Here is an 18,554-nt window from a genome sequence, read left to right as displayed (position 1 = left end):
GCGGTATGAAGCAGGTCATTACGAAGAAAAACAAAATTGTGACGATGGAAGAAGCATTGGAGCATATTTCCGATGGATGCACACTCATGTATGGCGGATTTGGCGGGGTGGGGACCCCTCCGACGCTCGTACAGGGTATTCTTGCCAAGGGCGTCAAGGAATTGACCTTGATTGGCAATGATACTGGATTCCCTGACATCGGCATTGGCCGGCTTGTGACTGCTGAAAGGGCAAAGAAAGTGATCGCCTCACATATCGGATCCAATCCTAATGCCGGCAGGCTCATGACTGAAGGAAAGCTGCAAGTCGAATTTTCACCGCAAGGGACATTAGCCGAACGGATTCGTGCTGGCGGTGTAGGATTAGGCGGGATTTTTGTCGATGTCGGGATTGGTACGATAGCCGAAGAAGGCAAGGACAAGATCATGATAGAAGGAAAAGAATATTTGGTGGAAACCGCTTTGACGGCTGAAGTCAGCATCGTCCATGCCAAAAAGGCAGATTCGCTGGGGAATTTAGTGTACGACAAGACTGCATGTAACTTCAATCCGCTCGTAGCGATGGCTGGATCCTTCACGATTGCGGAAGTGGATGAAATTGTTCCTGCAGGCGAATTGGATCCGGAATGTATTGCCACACCAGGCATTTATGTAGATATGGTGATTCCGACTAAAGGGGTGAATTGGAAATGGGCATGGCAGTAGATGTACGAAATCGCATCGCGAAACGCGCCGCCAAGGAAATTCATGACGGATTGATAGTCAACTTAGGCATCGGCATCCCTACCTTGGTGGCCGACCATATACCTCAAGATATCCATGTGCTGTTCCATGCGGAAAACGGAGTTCTCGGTACAGGTCCAAGTCCTGATCCCGGGAAAGAAGATCCTGCCCTCTGTAACGCGGGAGGATTCCCGATCACCACTGTAATGGGAGCTTCATACTTTGACAGTGCAACTGCATTTGGAATGATCAGGAAAGGATACATCGACATCACAATCCTTGGAGCCTTGGAAGTCAGTGAAAAAGGGGATTTGGCGAATTGGATCGTCCCAGGAAAGCGGGTGCCGGGGATGGGCGGGGCAATGGAACTTGCCCAGAAAGCCAAAAAGGTGATCGTCTTGATGAATCACGTGAATAAGCAGGGTGAATCGAAGATATTGAAGACATGTACGCTTCCATTGACGGCAAGGGAGAGTGTGGATTTAATCATCACGGATATGGCAGTCATGGAAGTTACAGAAGAGGGATTGGTGCTGAAGGAAGTCATGGCGCCATATACCGTGGATGATGTGATAAGGAATACAGAGGCAACGTTGAAAATCCATGCTGCTGTCAACACCATTGAATAGGTAAGAGGAGGAAAAAAGCATGAATGAGGTTGTCATCGTTGCTGGAGCGCGAACTGCAGTTGGATCCTTTGGCAAATCACTACGGAATGTTAAAGCTACCGAATTGGGCCGTCAAGTATTGGAAGGATTAATGGATAATTCCGGGTTAGGTAAAGAAAAGGTAAATGAAGTGATTTTCGGACATGGCTATGTCCATGGAGGCGGACTTAACTCGGCCCGAATTTCGTCGCAGATGGCCTGTTTCCCACACAGTGTCCCAGGCCACGTTGTAATCAAAGCATGTGGATCAGGTTTAAAGGCCATTACCAACGCCGCTTTAACTATCGCTGCTGGTCAAGAAGACGTAATCATTGCCGGCGGAGTGGAGAGCATGAGCAATGTGCCTTATATCGTGAAAAATAGATGGGGCGGTAAATTTGGAAACATAACGATGGAGGATGCTCTGCTGGCAGATGGATTAATATGTTCCTTGGGAAATGAGCATATGGGAATAACTGCCGAGCGCTTGGCTGAAAAATACGGTATCCGTCGTGAAGAACAGGATCAATTTGCTTATCAAAGCCACAAGAAGGCTTGGAAAGCTATAGTAGAGGGTCGCTTTGATAGAGAAATTATTTCGCTTAAAATCAAGGATCGAAAAGGACTTCAAATCTTCAACCATGACGAAGGGGTACGCGGGGACATTCATCTAGATCAACTAGCCAGTCTTCCAGCAGTATTCAAAAATGAAGGAACCATTACGGCAGGAAATGCCTGTCCTATGAATGATGGAGCTGCAGCTGTACTATTAATGTCCAAGCAGCAAGCAGAAGAAAAGGGATTAAAACCGCTCTTGAAAATAAAGGCGTTCGCCAGTGCAGGAGTTGAACCTGGAGTTATGGGGATTGGACCCGTACCAGCGACTCGAAAGGCATTGGCAAAAGCAGGTCTATCGTTAGAGGATATCGGATTGATTGAACTTAATGAAGCCTTTGCTGCCCAAGCACTTGCAGTGATCAAGGAGTTAGATTTGAATCAGGATATTGTCAATGTCAATGGAGGGGCAATTGCACTTGGTCACCCTGTAGGAGCAACAGGTGCAAAATTGACAGTCACACTGATGCATGAAATGTTGCGTTCACAAGTTAAGTACGGAATGGTAACGTTGTGTATGGCAGGTGGAATGGGACTTTCAGTAATCTATGAGAATATGTGTATTTAAGGAGGATAAATGTGCCGGATATAAAAAAACGGATAAACCAATGGATAGAGGATCATCGGGAAGAAGGAACAAACCTATTGCAAAAAATGGTACAAGCCCCGAGTACGCAAGGAAATGAAGCAGGGGCACAGGCCATCGTCGCACAAAAGCTGCAGGAAATGGGTTTGAAGATTGATAGTTGGGAACCTGATGGCGGCGAGCTGAAAAAGCATTCTTATTTCTATTCTCCACGCAGTGAATTTTCCAACAGCCCCAATGTGGTAGGTATCATGAAAGGGACTGGAGGCGGACGTTCCATCATTTTGAACGGACACATCGATGTGGTTCCAGATGGAGACCGGGATCAGTGGGACGACGACCCATATAGCGGAGCGATTAAGAATGGAAGAATGTTTGGACGCGGAGTAACCGATATGAAGGGTGGAAATGTATCGCTGATCCTTGCGATGCAGGCATTGAAGGAAAATGGCATCCAATTAAAGGGAGATGTCATTTTTCAAAGTGTGATTGAAGAAGAGAGCGGCGGAGCCGGAACATTAGCGGCCGTCCTGAGGGGGTATAAAGCCGATGCCGCCCTGATCCCTGAACCGACGAATATGAGGATCTTCCCGAAACAGCAGGGATCGATGTGGTTCCGAATCCATGTAAAAGGACGGTCAGCACATGGCGGAACAAGGTATGAAGGCGTTAGTGCGATTGAAAAAAGCATGACCGTCATCAATCATATTCGTGCCTTGGAAGACAAGCGAAATGCACGTATCAGTGATCCGCTTTATCAGAACACGCCTATTCCGATTCCAATCAATCTAGGTGTCATTGAAGGCGGTAATTGGCCGTCATCCGTTCCCGACCTTGTGAAAATCGAAGGAAGGATGGGCGTTGCGCCGGACGAAACGATGGAGCAGGCGAAAGACGAAATGGCTGCCTGGTTATTGCAGCTGGGGGAAGTGGACCAATGGTTCAAGGAAAACCCGCCAGTGTTGGAATGGTTCGGGGCACGCTGGGTTCCGGGAGCAATTGATGTAGAGCATGAATTGATGAATGCGCTTGTTCATCAATATCGGCAAGTGGCCGGACAGGACCCGGTCATTGAAGCATCCCCTTGGGGAACGGATGGGGGATTGCTGACACATGTCGGTGAAACGCCTGCAATCGTTTTCGGGCCAGGAGTAACCGAGGTTGCCCACTATCCAAATGAATACATCCTGCTCGACAACGTATTCTCCACAGCGGAGATCATTGCCCTTACTTTAATTCAATGGTGCGGAATGGAGACTGAGCAGGATGGGGTCACACGGGCCGGGAATAGGGAGACGATACCAGGCAATGGCAATTAAACTGGATAGCATCCCATCAAGTAAAGCGAAATATTTCAGTCTTTCACAAAGCGGTTGTTAAAACTCTTATATTTCTTGAACTTTTAACTATAAAAGAAAATGAGGTAGGAACCATATGGATATGAATCTCATTGATAATCAAGAACCGACAGTTAAAAGGCATCCCGATAATCAAGAACCAACAGTTAAAAGGCAACTGAAAGCAAGGCATATGACCATGATTGCCATTGGCGGTTCAATAGGAACCGGATTGTTCCTGGCAAGCGGGGCAACCATCCAGAGCGCAGGGCCTGGTGGTGCCCTGGCTGCATATGCCTGCATTGGAATCATGGTTTATTTCCTTATGACGAGCTTAGGGGAAATGGCGACATATATGCCTGTGTCGGGATCATTTTCCACCTATGCCACACGCTTTGTTGATCCCGCATTCGGCTTTGCACTTGGCTGGAATTATTGGTTTAACTGGGCAGTCACCCTTGCCGTGGAAATAGCCGCTGCAGCCATCATCATGAAATTCTGGCTCCCCGATGTACCCAGCCTTATATGGAGTGCATTATTTCTTGGAATCGTCTTCACCCTCAATGCCCTATCCATTAAAAGCTATGGTGAATCTGAATATTGGTTTGCCTTAATAAAAGTCATTGCCATCATTTGCTTCATCATTATTGGTTTATTGACCATATTGGGGGTTTTTGGCGGAAAGGTGATCGGATTTGAAAACTTCACCATGGATGAGGCACCATTCAAGGGAGGATTTTTATCGATCATCAGCATCTTTCTAATCGCGGGATTTTCTTTTCAAGGCACGGAACTGGTTGGTATTGCTGCCGGAGAAAGTGAAGAACCCGAAAAAAATGTTCCGAATGCGATCCGCCAAGTATTTTGGCGCATCCTATTATTTTACATCGGGGCCATCCTGATACTCGGCCTCTTAATACCGTATACAAGTCCAAGTTTGTTGAACGGAGATGTCGATAATATTTCTGTAAGCCCTTTCACGCTTGTCTTTGAACGGGCAGGACTGGCATTTGCGGCATCCGTCATGAATGCAGTCGTGTTAACCTCCTTACTATCCGCAGGGAACTCGGGGCTATATGCATCAACACGGATGTTATGGTCGATGGCAAAAGATCATCAAGCTCCCAAATTCCTGGCCAAAGTCAACCGCAGGGGGATCCCGATGAATGCTTTGATCATGACATCCTTAATTGGAGGACTCGCTTTCTTGACCTCCATTTTAGGGGACCATGTATTTACATGGCTATTGAATGCATCCGGGCTAACCGGCTTCATCGCCTGGATTGGTATTGCAATCAGCCATTATCGCTTTAGACGTGCATATGTTGCACAGGGCGGTGATTTGAACGAATTGAAATATAAAGCAAAATGGTTTCCGCTCGGTCCGATCCTATCATTCGTCCTTTGCATGGGTGTCATTGCAGGGCAGAACTATCAAGCATTCCTAAGCGGCAGCATCGACTGGTATGGCGTCGCCGTCTCCTATATCGGATTACCGATATTCCTGGTGATCTGGTTAGGATACAAGATTTATCACAAGACCAAATTAATATCATTAAAAGATTGTCAATTCGATAAATCAGATGTGGCCTGATACCAATGGAAAAAACCTGAGATCCCTTTGGGGACTCAGGTTTTTTTGTATGAAAATCCAGTTATATCTCCGAAAATAGGAATATATCTCCGAAAGTCCAGTTATATCGTCGAAAATAGAAATATATCGACGAAAATCCAGTTATATCTCCGAAAGTAGAAATATATCAACGAAAACGGCAGTTATATCTCCGAAAGTAGAAATCCGAAAATCCAGTTATATCGTCGAAAATAGAAATATATCAACGAAAACGGCAATTATCTATTAAAATTTGCAGTATGGTAATTTTTTCAATAAATCATTTTTTATAGCTGAATAATTGGGGTGGGTGTGCAATACTATTATTCTATGTACGATATTACTGTGGATGAAAGGAAACTGATGATGAAAGAGGCGTTTCGCGGTTCTGGAATTGGAGTCATTTTCATGGCATTCTTCGGTACACTGTGGGCTGGTATTGGTGTAATGGGATTGCAGGGGTGGGGGTTTCCCTACGTGGAACTCGCAGCTATATTCGTAGGAATCATAATGGTTATCGGCGGCATTTCATTAATTCATGCATCACAAAAAATGTCCAATCAAGTTTCAGAAAATGGGGCTAGGCGTCTTAAGCGTATCGGATTTTTGTTTAATATGGTCTTCATTGCCGAAGGTTTGTTGATCGGGATTGCCATTGCCATCTGTAACTTGATCAATCAGACCGATCTTATACCGGGAGTCATCGCCATTATTGTCGGGATTCATTTTTTACCTTTGGCGTCACTTTTCCAAATCAAGATCTACTATGCAACAGGAGTGCTTCTCTGTTTATTAGCGCTTATCACATTGCTTATTGTGCCAGACACCTTCATGGTTGGGGAGCATCAAATCCTTGCACCGTTATCCTTGCTAGGCTTTGGATGCGCGCTAATTCTCTGGACCACTGGAATTTCGCTATGGCTTAGAATAAAGAATTCTAGTGGAACGATAGCCGATGAAAATTGAATCGATCAAAAAACCCGTCATGGTGAACGGGTTTTTCATTTTGATTAATTCTTCATCCAGGTCAAGAGCCTGACAATTTGAAGTGGTTCATTCCAGACGAGAATGAAACTTAAAAGAAAGAATGCAGCCACAGCCAAAAATTTCGACTTTCCTTTTTCATTTTTATGCATGGCCCCGAAACTGCATAACATACCAATAAGTAACACTCCGAATCCTGAGATCATAAGCAACTCGGAGGCTTTAGGTAAAGCAAGGGAACAGCAAAATGATAGTGTACCAATCACTGCAAATGCGATAGACCAATTGCTTAAACTTTTCATAGATACTCCTTTTTTTACCAATTATACCAATTTAGTGTTTGTAATGAAATTAAAAAATTTGAGGTTGTCACTTATGGAAATATATTGTAATATATATAACAATATAAAAATCCATTTACATTTTAGAAGCATTGATAAGGACATGAATCATTTTTACGGTCTGCAGAGAGGGAAGGGCAGCTGCGAACTTCCTGGCTTAGGAAACTGATTTACCGCCTTTGAGCTATATCGGTGAACAAGAGTAACTGATATCGTCTAAGCTGCGTTACAAGCTCCAGAGCCATGAGTGTTTCTTGCTTATGGGAAATTGGGTGGAACCACGGGTAAACGCACTCGTCCCTTATTTAGGGATGGGTGCGTTTTTTATTATTATAATCATTGCCATGACAAGGACATGAATCATTTTTACGGTCTGCAGAGAGGGAAGGGCAGCTGCGAACTTCCTGGCTTAGGAAACTGATTTACCGCCTTTGAGCTATATCGGTGAACGAGAGTAACTGATATCGTCTAAGCTGCGTTACAAGCTCCAGAGCCATGAGTGTTTCTTGCTTATGGGAAATTGGGTGGAACCACGGGTAAACGCGCTCGTCCCTTGCATAGGGATGAGTGCGTTTTTTTATTACAAAAAAAGGGGTGTTTATGTGATGGGTGAAAAAATGATTAAAGTTCAATTCCCGGATGGGCAGCAAAAGGAATATCCGCAAGGGATGACAGTGGAAAGTGTGGCAGGGTCCATCAGCTCAAGTTTAAGGAAAAAGGCAGTAGCAGGAAAACTGGATAAGCAACTGGTTGACCTAAGTTTCAAGTTGAATAAGGATGCCGTACTATCGATCTTGACACTGGATTCGGATGAAGGATTACAAGTTTTACGACATACATCGGCGCATGTTTTGGCGCAGGCTGTGAAAAGACTATACCGAAATGTGGAATTAGGGATGGGGCCAGTCGTGGAAGATGGTTTTTACTATGATTTTAAATTAGATCATCCTTTGAGCTCAGAAGATCTTCAAGCTATTGAAAAAGAGATGGAACATATCATAAGCGAAAATCTGGAAATTAAAAGGATCGAAGTGTCTTATGAAGAAGCTGTGAAGTTATTCGAGGGCAGAGGGGAGTCATTCAAGTTGGATATAGCAAAGAATATCCCTAAGGGTGAAAAATTAACGCTCTATCAACAGGGGGAATTCGTCGATCTATGCAAAGGGCCGCACCTTCCATCCACATCATTTGTAAAATCGTTCAAATTGACTCGTGTATCTGGTGCATATTGGCGGGGAGACAATCAAAATGAAGTTCTTCAAAGGGTGTATGGCGTGGCTTTCCGAAAGAAAAAGGATTTACAGGATCATTTTAAATTCCTGGAAGAAGCGGCCAAACGCGATCACCGTAAATTAGGGAAGCAGTTGGAGTTATTCATGTTCTCGGAGGAAGCCCCTGGAATGCCGTTTTATTTACCGAAAGGACAAATTGTTAGAAATGAATTGGAGAAGTTCTCGCGGGAGCTTCAGACTGAAGCTGATTACGACGAAGTTCGGACTCCTTACATGATGAACCTGCGGTTATGGGAACAATCGGGTCACTGGGATCATTACCATGAGAATATGTACTTTACTGAGGTGGATCAAACAAAATTCGCGATGAAGCCAATGAACTGTCCGGGTCATATGCTTATTTTCAAAAACAGTCTTTATTCTTACAGGGATTTACCCATCCGGATGGCCGAATTCGGTCAAGTCCACCGTCATGAATATAGCGGTGCATTGAACGGGATGCTGCGGGTCCGTACATTTTGTCAGGATGATGCACACATTTATGTTCGGAAGGATCAAATCGAGGGTGAAATTAAACAAGTGTTTCATCTGATTGATAAGGTGTATCGCACTTTTGGATTCGAGTATTCCGTTGAGCTCTCGACTCGTCCAGAGGATTCAATGGGTGATGATTCCCTTTGGGAAGCTTCTGAAACAGCCTTGAAAAATGTTCTGGAAAGCATTGGGATAGATTATCAATTAAATGAAGGGGACGGGGCATTTTATGGACCGAAAATTGATTTTCATATTAAAGATGCATTAAAACGAAGCCATCAATGTGCAACAATTCAACTTGATTTTCAAATGCCCGATAAATTTGATCTGACTTACATCGATGAAAATAATGAAAAAGTTCGTCCGGTCGTCATTCATCGTGCCATTTTTGGATCGATTGATCGTTTTTTTGGAATCCTGATAGAACATTTTGCAGGTGCTTTTCCGGTATGGCTTGCCCCGGTGCAAGTACTGATCATCCCTGTCTCACAAGTTCATTTGAATTATTGTTTAAAGGTTCAAAAAGAACTGAAGAATCAAGGGATTAGAGTGAAAATTGATGATCGGAATGAAAAGCTGGGGTATAAAGTCAGGGAAGCACAGATGGATAAAATCCCATATATGCTGGTCCTTGGAGATAAAGAAGAGAAAGAAAATGAAGTGAATGTCCGGAAATACGGGGAACAAGAATTTGAAAATGTCGTAATAGAAACGTTCATCAAGAAAATGGTCCAGCAAATAAAGGAACGCAGCATCTAATATGATGGCAGCTTAATCCAAACTCACGAGTAAATGCCCATTGGATTAGGTTTGGATAAAAAGAGACAGCCGAATAAATCGGCTGTCTTTTTATCTACAAATCCATACCCTGCCTATTTTATATAAAAGTAAGAAATTTTTTGCGAGTTCACGAGTAAAGCACCCATACTCACGAGTAAATGGCTGGGATTCACGAGTAAATCCCCAAAACTCACGAGTAAATGCTTAAATCTTTATGTAAATAAAACCTTGGCTGCTTGGATGGCAAAGTAAATGCCAATCCCTATAAGGGATATACCCGAAATGATCGAGATGCCCATTAGAATGGGTTTGGATAATAAGCGTCTGAAGGTGCTGGCGATGATGGCCATAACGAAATCCCAGACTAAGAGGCCGATAAGGATTCCTGAACTGTATAAAAGTAAATGATCCATATCATATTTTGAAGCGGAGTTTGCGAGAATGGATCCATAAATCCCCAGCCAAAACAAAATGGATAAAGGATTCGAAAGTGACATGATGAATCCAGTCAGGAATGAAGAAAAAAGGGATTCTTTCGCATTTCGTGCATTCACTTCAATCTTACCTGCACTAAGCAGACTTTCGATTCCGGTATAGGTCAGGACGAAAAATCCAAAAAGCCATAAAAATGTCTTCATGAAGGAGTTGTCCAAAAAGTGGACGACACCGAAAAAGACGAGGGCTATAAAAACTAAGTCCGCTAAAATGGCACCCCAGCCAAAAATCCAGGCATGCCAAAAACCCTTTTTGATTCCTTTGTCCAATTGAGCAGCGTTTATGGGGCCGATAGGAGCCGCTAATGATAAGCCTAATAATACATAGCTGAAAAAAACACCCAAATCATCACCTCATCGTTTGATACATCTTCGCTTATTTGAATGTATTCAAACAATGGGACTTGTACCACCTTTTTAGTCCTTTTTTGAGTGGATATGGTGAATCATGGTCCGGTTTGCTTTATGGATGTACTTGGCCGTGACCTGGAACCTGGATGTTTTTGTAACCACACATAAAAGTCCTTCATCATGTAATTTAGTCAAATGGATAGACGTCAGTTTTGATGTATGCGCTATAAAACTCCAGGGGAATTGGAGGGTAATTATGCCTGAATTATCGATACAGAATAAATACAAAACAATTGATATCATGCATACTGATATTGCAATAAATGAAATTAAGGATCATTTTGAAGAAGGACATTCAAATACGTTAAGGTACGAGACCCTTGCGGGAAAAGCGTATCCAAGGGATAGCAACGTTGAATTTTACAAACCCTCAAAAATAAAACATTGTTGGCAAAATGAATTATTATCGAGTTTGTCTACAGTCTGACCCATTCTTAAAATAGAATGAGTTTTTTCGTTTTAATGGACATAAGGGGTAATTTTGGGTAAAGCGCTACTGAATAAATCTTTCTGCGCTATAACATAATAATTTAAGACATCTTAAAAATGATGCAAAACATTTTCGTTTCACAAATGGTTACCTTTTATGCAATTAGTTGCTTTTATAATGGATGAGGAGTGTAAGTATGGAAGGTCATGAGAAGCAAAATAATAATGTAAGCTTGTGGTGCCTGATCAGTATGGCATCGATTCCATTGGTGATGACACTTGGAAATTCAATGCTTATTCCAGTTTTGCCCATTTTTGAGGAAAAGGTGGGGATATCTTCATTTCAATCCAGCATGGTGATAACAAGCTATTCCGTTGCATCAATTTTTTTAATTCCTATAGCTGGCTATTTATCAGATCGATTTGGAAGGAAAATGGTGATCCTGCCAAGCCTGATCCTAGCCCTTCTTGGTGGCTTGGTCGCTGGTTATGCATCATGGAAAATGGAAAATCCCTATACATGGATCATCATTGGGAGGGTATTGCAAGGGATTGGGGCGTCTGGGGCCTCGCCGATCATTTTGCCTCTGGTGGGGGATCTATACAAGGATGATGATGAAAAAACGAGTTCTTGTTTGGGTATCATAGAAACCTCGAATACATTTGGGAAAGTACTAAGTCCAATATTGGGTTCCCTGTTTGCTGCATTTATTTGGTTTTTACCATTCTTCTCAATTTCATTTTTCAGTTTAATATCTATTGTCTTGGTTTTTTTCTTTATAAAGGTACCAAAGGAGAAAGATGATCCCAAGAAATTCAAAGAATTCTGGCATGATACGAAAAAAATATTCAAGCAGGAAGGAAAATGGTTATATACAGTTTTCCTGATTGGTGTATTTGTCATGTTGGTTTTGTTCGGTGTTCTTTTCTTTTTGTCTGACAATCTTGAAAAAATCCATGATTTGCATGGAGTCAAAAAAGGTTTAGTGATAGCGATTCCGCTATTTTTTCTTTGTGTGTCTTCTTATGTTGCAGGGAAAAAAATCAAGGGTGAATTACCAATCATGAAAAAGATCATCATGATCAGTATAGCTGTCCTTTCAATCAGCCTTGTATTTGTCGGTTTTACAAAAAACAAAGTTTTCCTTTTATTACTCGTAACGAGTTTGGTGGGCATAGCAATTGGTGCGTTATTGCCGACACTCGACGCAATCATCACTCAAAATATAAAAAAGGAACAGCGGGGGACGATTACTTCCTTCTACATGTCATCAAGGTTCATCGGAGTTGCAGCAGGCCCCCCGGTCATGTCCCTGGTCATGAAAAATCATATCAATATGAGCTATATCATTTCAGGAATCATGGGCATAGGCATCGTCTTGATCGTTTTGAAATTCATAAGTTCAGAAAAAAAAGAAGCTGCTGCCTAACGTAGGCTTCAATAGAAATTCTCCGAAAAGGCCGGTCTTTTCACGGCTTTTTTGTTTGTAATTCGCAAATTTTTTGGCATGCCTGGATCGTTGGAGCAGGGTCGATGATCGCGGATGGCCATTTCGATCATCCGGGTTTACATTACACTGATCGGCTTTGGGGTTTATTTTGCTTATCAAGGCATTTCTGCCATCGTATCAAAATGCTTAAGCACATTACATATCACTTAAAATCTAATTCTGATTTTTGATTGATCATTTGGAAAACTTCTTCCTTGCATAATTCATTGTGGCCTTATTAACACTATGAATGATGGGAGGGGGTACGTTATGACAACAAAAGCCAATTGCAGTTCAGCGAAGGGAAAGGCCGTTCAAGATTCCAATGCATCAGGTGAACAACAAGGCGATATGAATTGGTGGCAGCTATCATTGGTCGGTGTAGGCTGTACGATCGGTACAGGGTATTTCCTTGGATCGACCATAGGGATTAAAACGACGGGGCCATCCATTGTATTTTCATTTGTATTGGCTGCATTAGGTACCTACATCGTTTATAATCTGCTTGCTAAGATGACGGCTGCCGATCCTCAAGAGGGTTCTTTTTGTTATTATGCCAATAAAGCATTTGGACGCTGGGCTGGCTTTAGCTGTGGCTGGAATTATTGGTCCTCCAATATATTGATCATGGGAAGTCAGCTAACTGCGCTTTCACTGTTATCGCAATTTTGGTTCCCAAAAGTACCGCTGTGGCTATTTGCATCCGGTTTTGCAATTGTTTCAATCGTGGTGGTATTGCTGGGAACAAAAGGGTTCGACAGAGTGGAAAACATCCTTGCGGTAATTAAGACAGCAGCGATCGTAATGTTTATCATTATTGCAATATGTGCCGTTTTCGGCTGGTTTGGTCTTGATGGAGGGAAACCTCCCTCATTTCCGAATACGTACAATGAATTATTCCCAAAAGGGCTAAAAGGGTTTTGGACATCCCTTATCTATGCTTTTTATGCGTTTGGCGGCATTGAGGTCATTGGACTGATGGCGATGCAGCTTAAAAAGAAAGAAGATGCGCCAAAGGCAGGGACAATCATGCTCTTGGTTCTTACCATCATATATGTCGTTTCATTGGGGTTAGCCGTAACCATGATTTCGATAGGGGCATTCAGTGAAAAAGAAAGCCCATTCGTTTCGGCATTGGACAGTTATCATCTGACATTTTTCCCTCACGTTTTTAATGGTGCGATTATCATTGCCGGTTTCTCGACGATGACGGCTTCACTATTTGGTGTAACCAATCTATTGGTAACGCTCTCCAATGATGGGAATGCACCGGCATTATTCATGCAAAAGATCAAGAAGTTCAAGGACCTTCCATTGCCTTCACTGGGTCTTGGAGCCTTAGGACTTTTAGGATCGATCATCACTGCCTTGCTCCTGCCAGGCAAGATTTATGAATACATTACAACATCTGCTGGTATATTACTTTTGTATAACTGGGCATTCATCATTCTTTCTTCATTCAAAATCTTGGAAAATAAGATTTGGAGTAAGATTACGGCCGTTTTCGGACTTTTTTTAATTTTAGCCGCCGTTAGTGGCACCCTGCTTGAAAAAGAGATACGACCAGGGTTCTTCATCAGCCTTTTATTCATCGTGATCATCGGTCTTGCTGCCGTTTTCATGAAGTTCAAGGTTTGGAATAAGAACAAGGCGATGGCCGCAAAAGCAAGTAAATCAGAACTTGATTGAAAAAAGGAACTTGACTATACGAAGTCGAGTTCCTTTCGATTTGGCGCTAAACCTCAATGATGATCGGAAGGATCATTGGTTTTTTCTTAGTTTGAGTAAAGAGATAATGCCCAATTTCCTTCTTTATGGTTTGCTTAATGACGTTCCATCGGTATATTTTTTCATTTTGTAAGTCGTTGACTGTTTTCGTGACAAGACGATTAACATGTCTAAGGAGGTCCTCTGAATTTTGAACATATACAAATCCACGGGAAATGGTATCGGGTCCTGATACTATTTTTCTTTCCGTCTTGCTTAATGTAATCACGATAACGAGCATCCCATCTTCGGAAAGCTGCTTCCGGTCCCGCAGTACAATTTCTCCAACATCACCAACGCCCACACCGTCAACAAAGGTATTGCCGGCAGCGACCTTTCTCGTTTGACGGGCAACGGAGTTTTCAATATCCACAACATCGCCATTATTGATGATGAAAGTATGGTCCTTCTCCACCCCGACAGACTCAGCTAGTAATCGATGCTGGTGCAACATCCGATATTCACCGTGAATCGGTATGAAATACTTAGGTTTCATCAGGGTAAGCATGAGCTTCAACTCTTCCTGATAGGCATGTCCGGAAACATGCATGCCGGTTACGGTCCCAGAACCGTAAATGACTTTGGCACCCAGTTGAAACAGGTTGTCAATGATACGTGAAACATCCCGTTCATTTCCGGGTATTGGAGTGGAGGCAAGAATCACTGTATCATCAGGTAATATGCTCATATCCCGATAATTCGAACTGGAAAGGCGTGAAAGGGCAGCAAACGGCTCTCCTTGACTTCCTGTACATAAAACCGCGACCCTTTCAGGAGCATAATTATCCACTTCTTGTGGTTGGATAAGCATCCCATCAGGAACCTGGAGGTAGCCGCGTTCAATGGCAACGGATACGACGTTCACCATGCTTCGTCCAATAAGGGCGAGTTTCCGGTTTGTCTTCTGTGCAGCGTTCACAACTTGTTGAACACGATTGACATTTGAAGCGAAGGTCGAAAGAATGACTTTCTGTTTTGCCTGCATGAAGGCCTCTTCAATATGGCTGCCAACCAGATGCTCCGAGGGGCTTGAGCCGGGACGTTCAGCGTTCGTGCTTTCAGATAATAAAACCAGTACACCTTCACTCCCGATTTTGGCCATTTTATGAATATCGGGATACTGATCATTCATGGGAGTCAAGTCAAACTTAAAGTCCCCTGTATGAACGACTGTGCCTTCAGGCGTATGCATGGTGACTCCAAGGCAATCGGGTATACTATGATTCGTTTTGAAAAAGTCCAGAACCAACTCCCCAAATTCCAACCTTGAATCCGAATCGATCTGGATTAATTCCGTATTAGCCAAAAGGTTATGTTCTTTTAACTTCAATTCAATCAAACCAAGTGTTAAACGTGTGGCATAAATGGGTACATTCAATTTTTTTAAGAAATAAGGGATACCGCCAATATGATCTTCATGCCCATGAGTCACAATCAAAGCGCGGATCTTCTCCTTATTCTCCTGAAGAAAGGAAATATCAGGAATGATTAAATCGACTCCTAATAAACTTTCATCAGGAAACTTTGCACCACAGTCAATAATGACGATATCGTTAGAATATTGAACCACATACATGTTTTTTCCGATTTCATTCACTCCGCCCAGAGCTAGTATGGACAATGCATTCTCTTTCACACCCAAGTAGATAAACCTCCCATTATTATGATAAGGATAGTGTTTCCTTAGGTTCCTTTTATAAAACCAACTCTTTTTATAAAATCAGGGCATTTCAAAAAGGTATAAAAAACACCTACCGTTTTCGGTAGGTGCGTGTGTTTTCAATCTTCATCAGCTCAAGCAAGAATTGATGCTTTCTTCAAAAGGCTCAATATATGCTTGGACCTGTGATGCATAACATGTCTTCAAAGTGAGCAGCAAACTTTCTATCAAGAATTTTCGTGGTTTGTCGGACTGCATCAGCTCATCTTGGATAAAGTCGACCAATTCAATGGCTCTTGTTCGATCTTCATCGCATGGAAAAGCTTTGTTTATCGCTCTTTTCAATTCAGTGGTGGATTGAAGCAAATCATTATGGCAAGGATCAAGATGGTTTGTAAAGTTTGGAAACCACGTATCCATTAGTTCCGGATCAATGATCTGTTCCCCGCTTTCAGCCACTTCATTGACTAAATGGACAATGCGGTTCATGCAATAGCGGATAATTTGTATGTCGGGTGTACCGACGGGATTAGCACGATAATTAAAATGATTCATGTGGGTCATCATCGAATGAAAGATAATGACGCTATCTAATAGATAGGGTTTTTTGCTTTCCCCGAATATATCGAGAAAACGATTATACATCCAGCGTAAGCTCAACAATAGCGTGTTATTGATGAATTGTTTTAATTCTTCATCGTTGGAAACACGGACTTCTTCGATCAGGATAAGCAATTTGCTTTGCTTGTTCACCATCAGCTGCAGTTCGAGCTGCTGGATGAAAATTTCAATATCGGCGGAATCTTGACCAATCAAAAGTTTTTCCCGGTCATGGCGAATCTTTGTATAGAAGGAACGGAAAATGGCTATAAATAATTCACCCTTCGAAGGGAAATAATTATAAAATGTACCTTTTGATATACCGCTGCCATCTAAAATGTCCTGTATGGACGTGGCTTGGTAGCCCTTGTCAATAAACAGCTTATGAGCCGTATCGATGACATTCTGCCTTCGATTATTCATCATATCACCTTATTTTCATTATACTGCTTGTATAAATGTAATCGTACTCTATTTTTCATCGCAGCACAAACCCTTATTTAAACCAGTAAATTTTTATTGCAAAAAATGAACTGGGGGTATATTATTGATTTTGTGAGTTTGGAATATACCGCTCGTCTAATTAAATGAACCAATAGTTTGAATGGAGGAATAGATTAAAAGTGAGTACTGCACAAACAAATGAGAAAAAGGGTTCGTATGGCATTTTGGCTATACTGATGGTCGGGGCGTTTATAGCTATACTGAATTCAACCCTTTTAAATATTGCACTGCCATCAATCAAAACAGACCTGGGAATCGAGACTTCCACAGTTCAATGGCTGACAACGGGCTATATGCTTGTGAACGGAATCATGATTCCGACAACAGCCTTCTTAATAAGAAAATATTCGGTACGTAATCTGTTCCTGACAGCGATGCTCCTATTCTCGATCGGGACGATCGTTGCAGGTGTAGCGCATACTTTCCCGCTATTATTGAGCGCACGTATGGTTCAGGCTGCAGGTTCTGCCATTATGATGCCGTTATTAATGAACGTGCTTTTAACTGCTTTCCCTGTTGAAAAACGGGGCTCGGCAATGGGATTATTCGGTTTAGTCATGATGTTTGCCCCTGCAATCGGGCCGACGCTTTCAGGCTGGATCATCGAACATTATGATTGGAGAATGCTATTCCACTTCATCACTCCGCTTGCTTTACTAGTGCTTCTTCTCGGCTTCTTTAAACTTAAAGACAAAAAGGAAAAAGTCGATATTAAAATCGATAAATTATCGGTCATCCTATCTAGCTTGGGCTTTGGCGGCCTGCTTTACGGATTCAGCTCTGCAGGCAGCAAAGGCTGGGATAGCCCTTGGGTATATGGAACATTGATTGTCGGTGCCATTTCCCTGATCCTTTTCATTACACACCAGCTGAAAATGGAAACGCCAATGCTTGAATTCAAGATCTTCAAACATCCGATGTTCGCTTTATCTGCAACGATTTCAATCGTGCTTAATATGGCCATGTTCTCGGCGATGATCTTAATGCCGATGTATACACAAACGGTCCGTGGCATTTCACCATTCGATTCAGGGTTGCTGATGCTGCCCGGTGCACTATTGATGGCCTTCATGTCACCGATTACCGGTAAGCTCTTCGATAAATTCGGTGCCCGCATACTTGCTTCAACCGGTTTGTTTATTACTGTGGTGACGACGTATTTCTTCAGTAAATTAATAATGGATACTTCTTATACACATATTGTGATTCTTTATTCCGTCCGTTTATTCGGTTTGTCCATGGCAATGATGCCGATCATGACAAATGGATTGAACTCACTGCCAGCACGTATGAACCCGCATGGTACAGCCATGAATAACACTCTGAACCAGATTTCCGGTGCAATCGGTACGGCATTGCTTGTTACGGTCATGTCAAACCATGCCGCTTCTTCCGGTGAGGATTTAATGACCAAAGCAATGAGCAAATTAACAAGCCAGCCCACTGCTGAGATGATGGAACAAATGCAGGCCCAAATCGGGATGCAGGCGATGCTCGATGGAATTAACTTCTCCTTCTTTGTATCCACCTTCATTGCTGCTGTGGCACTGATTCTGACATTATTCATTAAGCGCGCATGGCCGGCTGAAGAAAAACCAGCTATGAAAAAAGATCAAACCGCTTAAAAGACACAAAGCCCTATGCTACCTGAATAGTTCAGGCAGCATAGGGCTTTTTCTTTTAACTTCAGCTGATTTAGTTCGGTTTATCACCGATTTAAGGCCGGAACGGAATTTAATCCAGGTAACAACGGAATAATTCGATCCACGATCCATCAGTATGTTTTACCCGGTGATTTTCACTTGTATA

15 protein-coding genes and 1 other annotated feature are annotated in these 18,554 nt (G+C 42.6%); of the genes, 11 read left to right on the top strand and 4 right to left on the bottom strand.

The genetic code is table 11. The features are described 5' to 3' along the window. Nucleotides 1-5 precede the first annotated feature (5 nt). The 6 genes from NYE63_RS22365 (at nt 6) to NYE63_RS22340 (ending at nt 6,485) form a co-directional block, all read left to right on the top strand. Nucleotides 6-704 (top strand): CoA transferase subunit A, encoded by a 699-nt coding sequence (locus tag NYE63_RS22365; RefSeq protein WP_342602759.1) that lies wholly within the window; start codon nt 6-8, stop codon nt 702-704. Next, nucleotides 689-1,351: a 3-oxoacid CoA-transferase subunit B gene (locus NYE63_RS22360; RefSeq protein WP_342602758.1), complete on the top strand. Its 663-nt coding sequence runs from the start codon at nt 689-691 to the stop codon at nt 1,349-1,351. Before NYE63_RS22365 ends, NYE63_RS22360 begins: the two co-directional genes overlap by 16 nt. A 19-nt stretch (nt 1,352-1,370) precedes the next feature. Then, entirely contained in the window at nt 1,371-2,552 is a 1,182-nt protein-coding gene (locus NYE63_RS22355; RefSeq protein WP_342602757.1) for a thiolase family protein, read from the top strand. Nucleotides 2,553-2,563: 11 nt separating this feature from the next. Next, nucleotides 2,564-3,889, top strand: a complete 1,326-nt coding sequence (locus NYE63_RS22350; RefSeq protein WP_342602756.1) for a peptidase — start codon at nt 2,564-2,566, stop codon at nt 3,887-3,889. Between the two features lie 121 nt (nt 3,890-4,010). Next, nucleotides 4,011-5,501, top strand: a complete 1,491-nt coding sequence (locus NYE63_RS22345; RefSeq protein WP_342605849.1) for an amino acid permease — start codon at nt 4,011-4,013, stop codon at nt 5,499-5,501. 384 nt (nt 5,502-5,885) lie between these two features. Further along, nucleotides 5,886-6,485 carry a hypothetical protein gene (locus tag NYE63_RS22340; protein ID WP_342602755.1) on the top strand — a complete coding sequence of 200 codons (600 nt, stop codon included), beginning with the start codon at nt 5,886-5,888 and terminating at the stop codon, nt 6,483-6,485. A 44-nt stretch (nt 6,486-6,529) separates the two neighbouring features. Here NYE63_RS22340 and NYE63_RS22335 read toward each other — a convergent pair whose 3' ends face one another. Continuing rightward, complete coding sequence (locus NYE63_RS22335) at nt 6,530-6,805, bottom strand: hypothetical protein (protein WP_342602754.1); 276 nt, start codon at nt 6,803-6,805, stop codon at nt 6,530-6,532. A gap of 122 nt (nt 6,806-6,927) precedes the next feature. Beyond that, nucleotides 6,928-7,149: a binding site (T-box leader), on the top strand. Nucleotides 7,150-7,449: 300 nt separating this feature from the next. On the opposite strand from NYE63_RS22335, the gene thrS reads away from it, so the two are divergent. Next, on the top strand, nt 7,450-9,369 hold the full coding sequence (gene thrS / locus NYE63_RS22330) for a threonine--tRNA ligase (protein WP_342602753.1): 1,920 nt from the start codon (nt 7,450-7,452) through the stop codon (nt 9,367-9,369). A 233-nt stretch (nt 9,370-9,602) separates the two neighbouring features. Here the strand turns inward: thrS and NYE63_RS22325 are convergent, their stop codons facing one another. Then, on the bottom strand, nt 9,603-10,229 hold the full coding sequence (locus NYE63_RS22325) for a LysE family transporter (RefSeq protein WP_342602752.1): 627 nt from the start codon (nt 10,227-10,229) through the stop codon (nt 9,603-9,605). Between the two features lie 262 nt (nt 10,230-10,491). On the opposite strand from NYE63_RS22325, the gene NYE63_RS22320 reads away from it, so the two are divergent. The 3 genes from NYE63_RS22320 (at nt 10,492) to NYE63_RS22310 (ending at nt 13,903) form a co-directional block, all read left to right on the top strand. Then, a complete protein-coding gene (locus NYE63_RS22320) occupies nt 10,492-10,722 on the top strand; it encodes a hypothetical protein (protein WP_342602751.1) in 231 nt (76 codons plus the stop codon). Between the two features lie 199 nt (nt 10,723-10,921). Continuing rightward, nucleotides 10,922-12,154 carry an MFS transporter gene (locus NYE63_RS22315; protein ID WP_342602750.1) on the top strand — a complete coding sequence of 411 codons (1,233 nt, stop codon included), beginning with the start codon at nt 10,922-10,924 and terminating at the stop codon, nt 12,152-12,154. Between the two features lie 411 nt (nt 12,155-12,565). Continuing rightward, entirely contained in the window at nt 12,566-13,903 is a 1,338-nt protein-coding gene (locus NYE63_RS22310) for an amino acid permease (RefSeq protein WP_342605848.1), read from the top strand. Between the two features lie 46 nt (nt 13,904-13,949). On the opposite strand, the gene NYE63_RS22305 is transcribed toward NYE63_RS22310, so the two are convergent. Continuing rightward, nucleotides 13,950-15,623: a ribonuclease J gene (locus NYE63_RS22305; protein WP_342602749.1), complete on the bottom strand. Its 1,674-nt coding sequence runs from the start codon at nt 15,621-15,623 to the stop codon at nt 13,950-13,952. 147 nt (nt 15,624-15,770) lie between these two features. Continuing rightward, nucleotides 15,771-16,667 (bottom strand): TetR/AcrR family transcriptional regulator, encoded by an 897-nt coding sequence (locus NYE63_RS22300; RefSeq protein ID WP_342602748.1) that lies wholly within the window; start codon nt 16,665-16,667, stop codon nt 15,771-15,773. 254 nt (nt 16,668-16,921) lie between these two features. Between NYE63_RS22300 and NYE63_RS22295 the strand changes: the two genes are divergently transcribed. After that, on the top strand, nt 16,922-18,370 hold the full coding sequence (locus tag NYE63_RS22295) for a DHA2 family efflux MFS transporter permease subunit (protein ID WP_342605847.1): 1,449 nt from the start codon (nt 16,922-16,924) through the stop codon (nt 18,368-18,370). Nucleotides 18,371-18,554 lie beyond the last annotated feature (184 nt).

This window comes from Peribacillus sp. FSL E2-0159 (assembly GCF_038643155.1).
Taxonomy (GTDB): domain Bacteria; phylum Bacillota; class Bacilli; order Bacillales; family DSM-1321; genus Peribacillus; species Peribacillus simplex.
The sequence above is the reverse complement of the archived record's forward strand: the minus strand, read 5'-3'. Positions and strand labels throughout refer to the sequence as shown.

Excerpts from the sequence above, each read along its gene's own strand:
- NYE63_RS22340 (WP_342602755.1), top strand. The coding sequence starts at position 5,886 with ATGAAAGAGGCGTTTCGCGGTTCTGGAATTGGAGTCATTTTCATGGCA.
- NYE63_RS22315 (WP_342602750.1), top strand. The coding sequence starts at position 10,922 with ATGGAAGGTCATGAGAAGCAAAATAATAATGTAAGCTTGTGGTGCCTG.
- NYE63_RS22295 (WP_342605847.1), top strand. The coding sequence starts at position 16,922 with ATGGTCGGGGCGTTTATAGCTATACTGAATTCAACCCTTTTAAATATT.
- thrS (WP_342602753.1), top strand. The coding sequence starts at position 7,450 with ATGGGTGAAAAAATGATTAAAGTTCAATTCCCGGATGGGCAGCAAAAG.
- NYE63_RS22335 (WP_342602754.1), bottom strand. The coding sequence starts at position 6,805 with ATGAAAAGTTTAAGCAATTGGTCTATCGCATTTGCAGTGATTGGTACA.
- NYE63_RS22320 (WP_342602751.1), top strand. The coding sequence starts at position 10,492 with ATGCCTGAATTATCGATACAGAATAAATACAAAACAATTGATATCATG.
- NYE63_RS22355 (WP_342602757.1), top strand. The coding sequence starts at position 1,371 with ATGAATGAGGTTGTCATCGTTGCTGGAGCGCGAACTGCAGTTGGATCC.
- NYE63_RS22365 (WP_342602759.1), top strand. The coding sequence starts at position 6 with ATGAAGCAGGTCATTACGAAGAAAAACAAAATTGTGACGATGGAAGAA.
- NYE63_RS22310 (WP_342605848.1), top strand. The coding sequence starts at position 12,566 with ATGAATTGGTGGCAGCTATCATTGGTCGGTGTAGGCTGTACGATCGGT.
- NYE63_RS22345 (WP_342605849.1), top strand. The coding sequence starts at position 4,011 with ATGAATCTCATTGATAATCAAGAACCGACAGTTAAAAGGCATCCCGAT.
- NYE63_RS22300 (WP_342602748.1), bottom strand. The coding sequence starts at position 16,667 with ATGATGAATAATCGAAGGCAGAATGTCATCGATACGGCTCATAAGCTG.
- NYE63_RS22360 (WP_342602758.1), top strand. The coding sequence starts at position 689 with ATGGGCATGGCAGTAGATGTACGAAATCGCATCGCGAAACGCGCCGCC.